The 12,480-nt window shown below is 70.2% G+C and carries 9 protein-coding genes and 1 riboswitch; of the genes, 6 read left to right on the top strand and 3 right to left on the bottom strand.

Features of this window, described 5'->3' with window-relative positions:
* Positions 1 to 51 precede the first annotated feature (51 nt).
* The gene (locus tag ACFWZU_RS00945) at positions 52 to 297 is read left to right on the top strand and encodes a DUF6582 domain-containing protein (protein ID WP_439699534.1); all 246 of its coding nucleotides are present in this window, start codon (positions 52 to 54) and stop codon (positions 295 to 297) included.
* A gap of 168 nt (positions 298 to 465) precedes the next feature.
* On the opposite strand, the gene ACFWZU_RS00940 is transcribed toward ACFWZU_RS00945, so the two are convergent.
* The 3 genes from ACFWZU_RS00940 to metX are packed head-to-tail and all read right to left on the bottom strand — an operon-like array spanning position 466 to position 3,774.
* Positions 466 to 1,542, bottom strand: a complete 1,077-nt coding sequence (locus ACFWZU_RS00940) for a homoserine dehydrogenase (RefSeq protein ID WP_439699533.1) — start codon at positions 1,540 to 1,542, stop codon at positions 466 to 468.
* The gene (metB, locus tag ACFWZU_RS00935; protein WP_439699532.1) at positions 1,539 to 2,726 is read right to left on the bottom strand and encodes a cystathionine gamma-synthase; all 1,188 of its coding nucleotides are present in this window, start codon (positions 2,724 to 2,726) and stop codon (positions 1,539 to 1,541) included. Before metB ends, ACFWZU_RS00940 begins: the two co-directional genes overlap by 4 nt.
* Before the next feature lie 19 nt (positions 2,727 to 2,745).
* A complete protein-coding gene (gene metX, locus ACFWZU_RS00930) occupies positions 2,746 to 3,774 on the bottom strand; it encodes a homoserine O-succinyltransferase MetX (RefSeq protein WP_439699531.1) in 1,029 nt (342 codons plus the stop codon).
* Between the two features lie 80 nt (positions 3,775 to 3,854).
* Positions 3,855 to 3,969: riboswitch (SAM riboswitch) on the bottom strand.
* 399 nt (positions 3,970 to 4,368) lie between these two features.
* Between metX and ACFWZU_RS00925 the strand changes: the two genes are divergently transcribed.
* The 5 genes from ACFWZU_RS00925 (at position 4,369) to ACFWZU_RS00905 (ending at position 12,470) form a co-directional block, all read left to right on the top strand.
* Entirely contained in the window at positions 4,369 to 5,088 is a 720-nt protein-coding gene (locus ACFWZU_RS00925; RefSeq protein WP_439699530.1) for a 2OG-Fe dioxygenase family protein, read from the top strand.
* Positions 5,085 to 5,771: a M24 family metallopeptidase gene (locus ACFWZU_RS00920; protein WP_439699529.1), complete on the top strand. Its 687-nt coding sequence runs from the start codon at positions 5,085 to 5,087 to the stop codon at positions 5,769 to 5,771. Before ACFWZU_RS00925 ends, ACFWZU_RS00920 begins: the two co-directional genes overlap by 4 nt.
* Positions 5,772 to 6,067: 296 nt before the next feature.
* Positions 6,068 to 7,669, top strand: a complete 1,602-nt coding sequence (locus ACFWZU_RS00915) for a peptide chain release factor 3 (RefSeq protein WP_439699528.1) — start codon at positions 6,068 to 6,070, stop codon at positions 7,667 to 7,669.
* 144 nt (positions 7,670 to 7,813) lie between these two features.
* Positions 7,814 to 8,749, top strand: coding sequence for a lysostaphin resistance A-like protein (locus ACFWZU_RS00910; protein WP_439699527.1), 936 nt, complete (start codon positions 7,814 to 7,816; stop codon positions 8,747 to 8,749).
* 76 nt (positions 8,750 to 8,825) lie between these two features.
* Complete coding sequence (locus ACFWZU_RS00905) at positions 8,826 to 12,470, top strand: response regulator (RefSeq protein WP_439699526.1); 3,645 nt, start codon at positions 8,826 to 8,828, stop codon at positions 12,468 to 12,470.
* Positions 12,471 to 12,480: the final 10 nt, after the last annotated feature.

Below are 12,480 nucleotides of genomic sequence, written 5' to 3'. Positions count from 1 at the left end.
CTCACTGCGCAGTACGCCGGCCGATCCAGTCCCAACCCGAGGAACCTTCCCATGGCAGAGCTCGATAGCGACAAGCGGGACGACCTGTCCCGCGGCAATTTCGCCTTTCCCGACCAGCGCAAGGAGCCGCTGGAGGACGCCAGCCACGTCCGCAACGCCATTGCGCGCTTCGATCAGGTCAAGGGCGTCACTGACGACGAACGCGACGAGGCATGGACGCGCATCAAGGCGGCGGCGAAAAAGTTCGATGTCGAAGTGAGCGAGAAGAGCTGGCGGGAGCTGGGCAAGCCGTCCTGACCGAGCGTCCCGTCTGGTACGGTGCCAGGCCTCCGGGAGCGCCTCTCGGCGAGAGCCCGGCTCCCCTGCCGTGAGCACCCGTCAGACGCCGTCGGACCGCTGGCGGCATGTCCCTCGGGCGGCCGGCTACACGCCGCCGATGGCGCTGCCGGCAAGGATCTCATCCATCTAGCTTCCGCACGCCACTGCGAGGGCATCGCCGAGCAAGGCTTGCGCGGTGACCTCCGGCCCCGCGCCCGGGCCCTGGATCACCATGGGTTGGGTGTTGTAGCGGGTGGTGGTGAGGGCGAACTGGTTATCGGTGCCGTACAACCGCGCGGACGGATGCGTGGGTGGCACCTCGACCAGCCCGACACGCGCACGGCCGCGCTGGTCGAGGCGGGCCAGGAAGCGCAGCACGTTCCCGCGTGCGGCCGCCTGCGCGCGGCCCTCGGCCAGTGCCGCGTCGAGCTCGGACAGGCGATCCAGGAACGTTGCGGTGTCCACCTCGCGCAGGGCGGGCGGCACCAGGCTTTCGACTTCCACCTCGTCGCTCCCCAGCGAGAAGCCGGCATGGCGGGCGAGGATCAAGAGCTTCCGCACGACATCCTCGCCGGAAAGGTCCAAGCGTGGATCCGGTTCGGTGTAGCCGAGCGCACGCGCCTGGTCGAGCAGCGCGGAGAACGGCAGGCTGCCGTCGTACTGGTTGAACAGGTAGGAGAGCGAGCCAGAGAACACACCCTCCAGCGTGAGCAGGCTGTCGCCACAACGGCGCAGGCGGCGCAGCGTGGAGAGCACCGGCAGCCCGGCGCCCACGGTGGCCGCGTCGCCGTAGCGCGCGCCGCTCGCAAGCGCCGCCTGCAGTGCCCGCCAGCCGGCCAGCTCGCCGCCGGCCAGTGCCTTGTTCGCGGTGACGACGTGGTAACCCTGCGCCAGCCAGGAGGCATGCCGCACGGCCAGCGCGGCGCTGGCCGTGGCGTCGACGATGACCTTGGCCGCCGCGTCGCTGGCGTCCAGGGCGGCGAACAGCGCAGCGTCGTCGCGCGGGTCGCCCTCGTGACGCAGCTGCTCGCGCAGGTTACGTTGCGCCAGCCGCCACGGATCGGTCTGCTGCCGCCGGGAGTTGGCCGCACCGACCAGCCGCAGCGGCGCCGCCGCCGGCGTATCGAGCAGCTTGAGCAGCGCGCCGCCGACGACGCCGGTGCCCAGCAGCACCACGGCGACGGGTGCCGCCGGCTGCGAACAGTCGGCCAGCACCGCGCTCATGCGCTCACCCGGCGTCTGGACGGCTGGGCGGCCGCCGCCCGGTCGAGCGCGCGGGAAAGGTCCAGCAGCAGGTCGTCACCATCCTCGATGCCGACCGACATGCGCAGCAGCGTGTCGGCGATGCCGGCGTTGCGACGCGCCTCCGGCGCCATCGCGGCGTGAGTCATGGAGGCCGGATGCGCGATCAGGCTTTCCACGCCACCCAGCGACTCGGCCAGCGAGAAGAACCCGAGCCCGTCGACGAAGGCGGCGACGTTCGCCTGGTCACCGGCCAGCTCGAAGCTCAGCATGGCGCCGAAGCCCTGCTGCTGGCGCGCGGCCAGCGCATGGCCCGCATGACCCGGCAGGCCGGGGTAGTACACCGCGCTCACCGCCGGGTGCAGCGCCAGATACTCGGCGATGCGCAGTGCGTTCTCCTGGTGCTGGCGCAACCGCACGGCCAGCGTGCGCAGGCCGCGCAGGGTGAGGAAGCTGTCGAACGGCGCGCCGGTCAGCCCCAGGCAGTTGCCCCACCACTTGAGCGTCTCGGCTACCGCTGCGTCGCGCGCGACCACCGCGCCGCCGACCACGTCACTGTGGCCGTTGATGTATTTGGTGGTCGAGTGCACCACCACGTCCGCGCCCAGCGCGAGCGGCTGCTGCAACGCCGGCGAAAGGAAGGTGTTGTCCACCACCAGCAGCGCACCCACCGCATGCGCGGCCTGCGCCACGTGGCGGATGTCGGTGATGCGCAACAGCGGGTTGGACGGGGTTTCCACCCACACCAGCGCCGGCTTGCGCGCCAGGCCCTCGGCCAGCGCGGCGCGGTCGGTGAGGTCGGCGAAGGCCAGCTCGAAGCGACCCTTCTTCGCCCACGCGTCGAGCAGTCGCCAGGTGCCCCCGTAGCAGTCGTGCGCCGCCAGCACCAGGCCGCCGGGCGGCACCAGTTCGAGCGCCAGCGCCACCGCCGCCATGCCGCTGGCGGTGACCACTGCGCCCGCGCCCAGCTCCAGTTCGGCCAGCGCGTTGCCCAGCAGGTCGCGGGTGGGGTTGCCGCTGCGCGAGTAGTCGTACGGCCGCTTGCCGCCGAGTCCGTCGAAGCTGTAGTTGGTCGACAGGTGCAAGGGCGGCACGACCGCTCCGTGCTGCGTGTCCGTCTCGATGCCGGCGCGCACGGCGCGGGTACAGGGGGCCGATTCGCTCATGGGGATGCTCCGTGGGATGTCAGGCCAGCGCGGCGCGCATCAGCGGCGCGAGCTGGTGGGTTTCCTTGAGGAAGCCGTCGTGCCCGTAGGGCGACTGCAGGACTTCCAGCGTGGTGGGGCCATGCAGGCGCCGCTGCAGCTCGCACAGGTCCGCCAGCGGCACCAGCAGGTCGGAGGCGAAGCCGACCAGGGTGGCGGGGGTGGGGATGCGCTCGGGCGTGACGTCGTGCAGGTCGATCGACTCGGACAGGGCGAGGAAACGCTCGGCGTCGAAGCGCTCGACGAAGCGGCGGCCCTGGTGCTCCAGGTAATCCTCCACCGGCAGGCGGAAGCGGCCGTCGCGGAATTCGGGTGCGCCGGCGAAGCGGCGGGCGAATTCCTCCCGGCCGCGGTAGGTCGTGACCGCGAGCTGGCGCGCCAGGCCGAGGGCTTCCTTGGCCTGGCCGCTGGCCAGCCCGAGCCGCACGATGCCGCGCTGCACGCTGCGCTGGGCCGAGGCGAGCGGATGCGGGCGATGCGCGCCGGCCAGCACCACCAGCCGGTCCAGCGCACGCGGATGGCGTGCCGCAAAGGCCAGCGCCACCATGGCGCCATACGACGCACCGATGAAGGCATGCGCGCGATGGATGCCTAGCGCCTCCAGCAGCGCGGCCAGCGCGTCGGCCTGGTCTTCGCTGGAAACCGCATCGACGCCCAGTTCGGCCGGCGCCAGCCAGTCGATCGCCAGCACGCGGTAATGGTCCAGGTCGATGGCAGCGCCCGCGTCGACCAGCGCTTGCCACCAGCCCACCGCGCCGTCGGAGGCAGCCACGTCGCGGCTGGCGGAAATGCCGCCCTGGACGATCACGGTCGGTGCATCGGCCGCGCCGCACCAGAGGTAGCGCACGTCGACGTCGCGCGCGCCATGGCCGTACTTCGGGGAAAGCGTCAGCCGGCGGGTGCTGCGCTGGGCGGTGAGGCCACCCATGCGGGCGTCCACGCGCGGCGTGACTGCGGCGGATACGGGCAGGGGCAGGGGCAGGGGCAGGGGCAGCGGCTGGGCGGTCATGCGGTTCTCCGTGGGCATCGCCCGCGGGAACCGGAAAGGTCGCCACCCGCCACCGGCGATACGACGCCAGCGACGAATCACGCCCATCTCTCGGTGGCGACCAGCGCCCCGCAGGAATTGGCACCGTCGCGGGAACGCTTCCCGCAGGTTGCCCCGGCATCAAAGGGCCTATCCCTCCGCCGGTCTCGATGAGTGGGGCGCAGTGTGGGCCTGACGCGCATGCATGTCAATAGACGTTTAGACGTCTGGATGTCCTTATGCCGATAGTCGCCACGATTTGCTCCACCTCCCCTGCGGGGAGAGGGCTGGGGTGAGGGGCCACTCCTGCAGTAGCCCGGCTACAGAGCGACAAACGAGAATACCCTCAACGCACGAACAAGCCTTCCCGCGAGCCCCAGCCCCCTCACCCAGCCCTCTCCCCAGAGGAACAGGGCTTCAGATCGCAGCATGCTGATGGCTGAGGGGAGAGGGCTTCAGATCGCGGCGTGTTGCTGGGCTGAGGGGAGAGGGCTCGGATCGCAGCATGCTGATGGCTGAGGGGAGCAGGCGTTCCGATCGGGCGTATCCTGATGCCCCCTCCCCGCCATCCCAGCCATGACCGCCGCACTCCCCGCGCTGCACGACCAGCTCCGCCAGGACGGCTTCGCCTTCGTTGCCGCCGGCCCGATGCAGGCGCTGCTCGACGCGCATGCCCTGCCCGACTGGGCCGCGTTCACCGCCAGCTGGAACGACCTGGCCCCGGACGCCTACCTGGCCTCCACCGGCCGCCACCGCCGACGCCGCCACGCGGTCTTCTCGGCCGACGCAGCTGGCGTCCGTCGCGAGGCGCACCAGCCGCACTACCAGAGCAAGACCTACAACACCCTGCAGGGCGACATCGAGCGCTGGTTCGAGCCTGTCACCGCCGACGGGCCAAGCCTCCGCCGCATCATCGAGTTCTGCCATGGCTGCTTCGGGGCGCTCGCCCCGGGCGTGGCTCGCTGGCACGTGGAGGTGCACCAGTTCCGCATCGAGGCGCGCGCCGACGAGGCGGGCGAGCCCACGCCCGAAGGCGTGCACCGCGACGGCGTGGACTACGTGCTCGTGCTGCTCATCGACCGCACCAACATCGAAAGCGGCACCACCACCATCCACACCGCCGACGGTCGCCTGCTCGGCAGCTTCACCCTCACCCGTCCGTTCGACGCGGCGCTGGTGGACGACGCGCGCGTGTTCCACGGGGTCACTGCGGTTACTCCGGTCGATCCCGCGCAACCGGCACACCGTGACGTGCTGGTCGTGACCTTCCGCGACGCCGCGCGGGGTCGCGCATGAACCGCGAAGCGGTCGGTCGTCGCTACGACGCGGCGCTGATGCAGCGCGCCCGCGAGCGCAGCTGGGCGGTGCTGCTCGACATCCGCCAACGCATGCAGCCGGGCATCGGCGAGGCCGAGGCCAAGGCCATCGCCGCCGAGTTGTTCTCGCAACATGGCGTCGAGCGCCTCTGGCACCCGCCGATCATCCGCATCGGCGCCAACACGACCAAGACCTACCGCCAGCGCTCCAACCCGGATGTCCGGTTGGCGGACAACGACATCTACTTCATCGACCTGGGGCTGGTGTTCGACGGGCACGAGGGCGACGTGGGCGACACCTTCGCCCTCGGCAACGCGCCACAGCACCAGGCCTGCGCGGAGGCCGCACGCACCCTGTTCGACGAAGTGGCCCGCACGTGGCGCGACGACGGCCTGAGCGGCCGCGCGCTGTACGACTTCGCCAGCGAACGCGCGCAGGCGATGGGCTGGCGCTTCAACCACGCGATCAAGGGCCATCGCCTGGGCGACTACCCACACTCGGTGCACAAGGGCGGCGACCTCGGCACGCTGGAGGGCACGCCTTCGGCCGGGCTGTGGGTGCTGGAGATCCAGATCGCGCACCCGACCGAGCCGTACGGGGCGTTCTTCGAGGACCTGCTCATCGCGCCTCGGGCTGCCTCCCTGAAGAGATCGACCGCCTAAAGCCGCGTCCCAAGCCTTGCTACGCGAACGCGGGGGAACGATCCTGCGGCACGCCTCCTATGGAGCCTTCCCCCGCGCACGCGGGGGAAGGTGCCGACAGGCGGATGGGGGCGCTCCTGGACGCGATGCCCGGGTAAGCCTTTCGCCGGACCTCCCCCATCCGCCCTGCGGGCACCTTCCCCCGTAAACGGTGGAAGGGTTCCAGACCCCCTGCCGCGCATTCCCCCGCGAACACGGGGAGGGATCACGCCTGTGCCGCGGTACAATCGGCGGTTCGCGCATTCGAAGCTCCCAGCATGTCCACGCACCTGTCCGAAACCCGCCGCCGCCGTACCTTCGCCATCGTCAGCCACCCTGACGCGGGCAAGACCACGCTGACCGAAAAGCTGCTGCTGTTCGGCGGCGCGATCCAGATGGCCGGCTCGGTCAAGGGCCGCAAGGCCGCGCGCCACGCGACCTCCGACTGGATGGCGCTGGAGAAGGAGCGCGGCATCTCGGTGACCTCCTCGGTGATGCAGTTCCCCTACGAGGGCAAGATCGTCAACCTGCTCGACACCCCGGGCCATGCCGACTTTTCCGAGGACACCTACCGCGTGCTCACCGCGGTCGATTCGGCGCTGATGGTGATCGACTGCGCCAAGGGCGTGGAGGAGCGCACGATCAAGCTGATGGAGGTATGCCGCCTGCGCGACACCCCGATCATGACCTTCATCAACAAGCTCGACCGCGAAGGCCGCTCGCCGATCGAGCTGCTGGACGAGGTCGAGTCGGTACTCGGCATCGCCTGCACGCCGGTGACCTGGCCGATCGGCATGGGCAAGCGCCTGAAGGGCGTCTACCACCTGCTGCTGGACGAGGTGCACGTCTACGAGCCGGGCAAGAACTTCACCCGGCAGGATTCGACCATCTTCAAGGGCCTGGACGCGCCCGGCCTGGAAGCGGCGGTCGGCGCCGAGATGCTGGCCGAGCTGCGCGACGAGCTGGAGCTGGTCCAGGGCGCGTCCAACCCGTTCGTGCTGGAGGATTACCTTGCCGGCAAGCTCACGCCGGTGTTCTTCGGTTCGGCGGTAAACAACTTCGGCGTGCAGCTGCTGCTGGACTTCTTCGTCGAGCACGCACCCAGCCCGCGCCCGCGCAGCACGCTGGGCCGGCAGGTGACTCCGGAGGAGGAGAAGCTGACCGGCTTCGTGTTCAAGATCCAGGCCAACATGGACCCGGCGCACCGTGACCGCGTGGCGTTCATGCGCGTGTGCTCGGGCACCTATTCGGCCGGCATGAAAATGGTGCAGACGCGCACCGGCAAGGACGTGCGCATCGCCAACGCGCTGACCTTCATGGCCAGCGACCGCGAGATCGTCGAAAGCGCCTACCCGGGCGACGTGATCGGCCTGCACAACCACGGCACTATTTCCATCGGCGACACCTTCACCGAGGGCGAGCCGGTGTCCTTCACCGGCATTCCCAACTTCGCGCCCGAATTGTTCCGCCGCGCGCGGCTGCGCGATCCGCTCAAGATGAAGGCGCTGCAGAAGGGCCTGGCGCAGTTGTCCGAGGAAGGCGCCACCCAGTTCTTCCGCCCACTGATGAGCAACGACCTGGTGCTGGGCGCGGTCGGCGTGCTGCAGTTCGACGTGGTGGCCTACCGCCTGAAGGACGAATACGGCGTGGACGCCTCGTTCGACCCGGTCGGCGTGGCGACCGCCCGCTGGGTGCACTGCGACGATCCGAAGATGCTGGAGGAGTTCCGCGAGAAGAACGCGATGAACCTGGGCATCGATGCCGCCGGCGAGCTGGTGTACCTGGCGCCTTCGCGGGTCAACCTGCAGCTGGCGCAGGAGCGCTGGCCGAAGGTGCGCTTCTCGGCCACGCGTGAGCACGCGGCCTCGGTCGAGGTGTAACGGCTTCCCCTGCAGGAGCGCACCTCCGCCATGCCCCCCCGGTCGCGCACAGGTGCGCTCCTACAGGGGCCCGAGGTGACATTCTCCACTGGGCCCGGACCGCGGCCGCTGCTAGCGTGCCTCCTCCAACCAGGGGAAAAACGCATGCACGGCTACCGTATCGCCTTCGTCACGCCCACCGAAGCCCCGCGCTGGCAGCGCTGGCTGGTGTTTTCGCCGGTCGCCCGGCTGGTGTTCTTCGTCGCACTGATGATCGCCGCCAGCATGCTGTTCGGGTTGCTGCCGCACGGGCCGACGGACAGCCCGATCGCCAAGGGCTTGCGCGAATTCGGCTTCCGCGCCGTGGCCCCGTTGCTGGCCTACCTGGTGCTGGTCAAGCTGATCGAGCGCCGGCCGGTACGCGAACTGGCGCTGCGGCGCCTGGCGCCCGACGGTGCGCTCGGCCTGGCCGCCGGGGCTCTGTTGTTCAGCGCCGTCGTCGGTGCCCTGTGGCTGCTCGGCAGCTACGACATCGTCGGCACCAACCCCGACGCACACTGGATGCTCGCCGCGCTGACGGTCGGCCTGGGCGCCGGCATCGGCGAGGAAATCATCTGCCGTGGGGTGCTCTACCGGATCATCGAGGAAGGGCTCGGCAGCTGGGTCGCGCTGCTGGTCTCGGCACTGTTCTTCGGTGCCGCCCATCTCAACAATCCGGGCGCCACACTGTGGGCCGGCCTGGCGATCGCCATCGAGGCCGGCATCCTGTTCGGCTTGCTCTATCTGGTCACCCGCTCGCTGTGGATCTGCATGGGCCTGCACGCGGCCTGGAACTTCATGCAGGGCACGGTCTACGGCATACCGGTCTCCGGCACCAAGGCGGACGGCTGGCTGGTTTCCACCCGCAGCGGCCCGGATTGGCTGAGCGGCGGCGTGTTCGGCGCCGAGGCGTCGGTGGTGGCCCTGGTGCTTTGCTCGCTGGTGTCGGCCATGCTGCTGACGGTGGCCCTGCGACGCGGACTGATCGTGCCGCCGTGCTGGCGCCGCCGGCCGGCGCAAGCGCGGTCCGCTTCCCTACCCATGCCCATCCCGGGCAGCTAATCTGGCCTCGTCGCCGGCGGACAGTGCCAGCCGTGGCGGCGATACCCACGGCCACCGCAACCACGGCGACACACGCATGCCGGCAGCGACACCCGACGACTCCCAACGCGATCCCTCCCGTTACTCCTGGCTGGCGCACCTGCCGGTGCAGCGCAAGATGCTGCTGGTGATAGGGCCACTGCTGGTGGTGTTCCTGCTCGCCAACCTGGCCACGCTCTACTCGCTGCAGCAGCAGACGGTACACCGCCGCTGGACCGAGCACACCTACCGGGTGCTGATCGCCATCGACACGGTCAAGGACGCCATGCTGACCGCCCAGGTCGGGGCGCGGGGCTACATGCTCACGCAGAGCAACGCGGAGCTGGCCGCGTTCGAGCAGGGCGGCCGCGAGCTGGCGACCGGCCTGAAGCAACTGCGCGTGCTCACCGCCGACAACCCGCTGCAGCAGGCCCGGCTCGACCGGGCCGAGGCGTTCGCCACGCGCTGGCAACGCGAGATCGTCGCCTACGTGGTGACGCCGGTAAGCCGGGGCGCCCACGACGCCGGCGCGCGGGAGCGCATCCAGCAGGACTTCTTCGCCCACCGCAGCGTGACCGTTCCGGACGTGACGGGCGTCCTCGCGCAGATGGCCGGCACCGAAGAGTCGCTGCTGACCGAGCGCAACGCGCGGCTGGAGCACACGCTCGAGCTCATGCGGATATTCAACGCGCTCGCGGCGGTGTTGTCGCTGCTCTACGGCGCCTACGTGCTGCAGCTCACGCGGCGCATCATCACCCGCCCGCTCCACCAGATGACGACCCTGATGTCGCGCCTGGCGGCAAACGATCATTCGGTCACCATCACCCGCCAGGGCCGGCGCGACGAGATCGGACAGATCGCGCGCGCGCTCGAGGTGTTCAAGCGGATGGCCATCGGCGCCAGCGCGCAGAACTGGGTCAAGACCGAGGTCTCGCGGCTGGTCCAGCGCCTGCAGGAGGTTGGCACGCACCGCGACTTCGGCGCGACGCTCGCGAGCGAGCTGGCGCCGCTGGCCCAGGCCGGGGTCGCGCTGTATTACGGCTACGACGCGGCCAGCGAACGGCTGGACCTGCTCGGCAGCTACGGCCTGCGCCAGTCCTGGAACCCGGCCGAAGCCTACGTGCCGGGCGAAGGGCTTGTCGGCCAGTGCGTGATCGAGCGCAAGCCGATCGCCCTGGACAACGTGCCCGAGCGCTACCTGCGCATCCACTCGGCCGCGGGCGAAGCCCTGCCTGGCCACGTGCTGATCCTGCCCGTGCTGTTCCGCGAGCGCCTGGTCGGCGTACTGGAGCTGGCCAGCTTCAAGCCGGTCACGTCCCTGTGCCGCGAATTCCTGGACGAACTGCTGCCGATCGTCGCGCTTACCCAGGAGAACCTCACCCGCGCCATCGCCACGCAGGACCTGCTCGAACAGACCCGCGAGCAGGCCGAGCACCTGCGCCGCTCCGAGGAGGCGCTGCGCCTGCAGCAGCAGGGCCTGCGCGACGCCAACGCCGCCTTGCAGGCCAAGACGCGCGAGCTGGAGGAGCAGTCCCAGCGGCTGACGGTCTCGGAGGAGGAACTGCGCGTGCAGACCGAGGAGCTGCAGGCGTCCAACGAGGAGCTGCGCGAAAAGGGCGACATCCTCAAGCAGCAGAAGCAGGTGCTCGAGGCGATGCAGCGCGAGACCGCGCAGAAGGCGCTGGAACTGGAGCGCGCCAGCCAGTACAAGTCCGACTTCCTGGCCAACATGTCGCATGAGCTGCGCACGCCGCTCAACAGCCTGCTGATCCTCTCGCGCAGCCTGGCCGACAACGACGAAGGCAACCTGGACGAGGAACAGGTCGAGTCGGCGCGGATCATCCACGACGCCGGCTCCAACCTGCTGCGGCTGATCAACGACATCCTGGACCTCTCCAAGATCGAGGCCGGCAAGATGGAGCTGGTCATCGACGAACTGCCGCTGGCGGTGTTCGCGCGCGCGCTCAGGCGCACCTTCGCCCACGTGGCGCAGGAAAAGGGCCTGGCGTTCGAGGTGCAGGTAGACGAAGGCATGCCGGTGGCGCTGCACACCGACAGCGCGCGGCTGGAACAGGTCGCCAACAACCTGCTCGGCAACGCGTTCAAGTTCACCGCCCGGGGCGGCGTGCGGGTGCGCATCGGCCGCCCCGTCCCGGATACGCGCATCCCGCCCGCCCTGGTCGGCCAGCCGCTGCTGGCCATCGAGGTCAGCGACAGCGGCATCGGCATCCCGCCCGAGAAATTCGACCGCATCTTCCAGGCCTTCGAGCAGGTCGACGCCGGCACCAGCCGGCAGTACGGCGGCACCGGGCTGGGCCTGACCATCTGCAGGCGCATCGCCGCGCTGCTGGGCGGCGACATCGTGCTGCGCAGCATGCCGGGCGAAGGCAGCACGTTCAGCGTGCTGCTGCCGGAGAACGCGCCAGCGGTCGCTACCCCGTCCGCCGCAACGACGCCCACGCACGCCCCCGCACCGGCGCCGCGCGCGCATACCAGCGCGTTGCTGCCCGAAGCGATCGAGGACGACCGCGCCCAGCTGGCGCCCCGCGACACGGTGATCCTGCTGGTCGAGGACGACCCGGCCTTCGCCCGCATCCTGGCCGACATGATCCGGCGCAATGGCCACCGCGTGCTGGCCGCCGCCGATGGCGAGAGCGGCCTGGCGCTCGCCCGCGAGTACCGCCCCACCGGCGTGCTGCTGGACGTGATGCTGCCCGGCATGGACGGCTGGACCGTGATGGAGCGCCTCAAGGCTGACGAGGCCACGCGCCACATCCCCGTGCATTTCATCTCCGCGACCGACGAGGCCGGCCGCGGGCGCGAGCTGGGGGCCGTGGGCTTCCTCACCAAGCCGGTCAGCCGCGAGGCGATCAACGCGGCGTTCGAGCGCCTGCTGCACTTCGCCGAGGGCAACACGCGTCGCCTGCTGGTGGTGGACGACGATGCCGCCTCGCGCACGGCCGTGCGCACGATGCTGCGCCGCGACGGCGTGGAGATCGACGAGGCCGATTCGGCGGAGGCCGCGCTGCGCATGACCGGCGAGGCCAGGTACGACTGCATCGTGCTGGACCTGGGTCTGCCCGGCATGTCTGGCATGGAACTGCTCGAACACCTGGCCGCCACACCCGCCGGCGTGCCCCCGGTGGTGATCTATTCCGGCCGCGACCTGAGCCGCGAGGAGAACCTCAGGCTGCGCCAGTACACCGACGCCATCGTGGTCAAGGGCGCCCGCTCGCCCGAGCGCCTGCTGGACGAGGTCAGCCTCTTCCTTCACTCGATCCAGCACGCGCCGCACCGTGCCGCCGAGCAGCCGCCGCCGGGCGAGGAGCTGAAGGGCCGCCGCGTGCTGCTGGTGGACGATGACATGCGCAACCTGTTCGCGCTGTCGAAGGTGATGCGCGGCTGGGGCCTGGCGGTCACCATGGCGCAGGACGGCCACAAGGCGCTCAAGGCGCTGGAGGACAACCCGTCCACCGAGCTGGTGTTGATGGACATCATGATGCCGGGCATGGACGGCTACGAGACGATGCGCGCGATCCGCGCGCAGCCGGCATTCGCGCAGCTGCCGATCATCGCGCTGACCGCCAAGGCGATGCGTGGCGACCGCGAGAAATGCCTGGAGGCCGGCGCCAGCGACTACCTCTCCAAGCCGGTGGACATCGACAAGCTCGCCTCGCTGCTGCGCGTATGGCTGCCGCACTGAGCGCCGCGCG

It is taken from the genome of Frateuria sp. GZRR33 (assembly GCF_051900425.1).
Classification (GTDB): domain Bacteria; phylum Pseudomonadota; class Gammaproteobacteria; order Xanthomonadales; family Rhodanobacteraceae; genus Frateuria_A.
This window is presented reverse-complemented; position numbering and strand designations above follow the sequence as displayed.

Bases quoted from the DNA above. Each gene is read 5' to 3' on its own strand.
- ACFWZU_RS00910 (WP_439699527.1), top strand. From the start codon at position 7,814: ATGCACGGCTACCGTATCGCCTTCGTCACGCCCACCGAAGCCCCGCGC.
- metB (WP_439699532.1), bottom strand. From the start codon at position 2,726: ATGAGCGAATCGGCCCCCTGTACCCGCGCCGTGCGCGCCGGCATCGAG.
- ACFWZU_RS00945 (WP_439699534.1), top strand. From the start codon at position 52: ATGGCAGAGCTCGATAGCGACAAGCGGGACGACCTGTCCCGCGGCAAT.
- ACFWZU_RS00920 (WP_439699529.1), top strand. From the start codon at position 5,085: ATGAACCGCGAAGCGGTCGGTCGTCGCTACGACGCGGCGCTGATGCAG.
- ACFWZU_RS00940 (WP_439699533.1), bottom strand. From the start codon at position 1,542: ATGAGCGCGGTGCTGGCCGACTGTTCGCAGCCGGCGGCACCCGTCGCC.
- ACFWZU_RS00925 (WP_439699530.1), top strand. From the start codon at position 4,369: ATGACCGCCGCACTCCCCGCGCTGCACGACCAGCTCCGCCAGGACGGC.
- ACFWZU_RS00905 (WP_439699526.1), top strand. From the start codon at position 8,826: ATGCCGGCAGCGACACCCGACGACTCCCAACGCGATCCCTCCCGTTAC.
- ACFWZU_RS00915 (WP_439699528.1), top strand. From the start codon at position 6,068: ATGTCCACGCACCTGTCCGAAACCCGCCGCCGCCGTACCTTCGCCATC.
- metX (WP_439699531.1), bottom strand. From the start codon at position 3,774: ATGACCGCCCAGCCGCTGCCCCTGCCCCTGCCCCTGCCCCTGCCCGTA.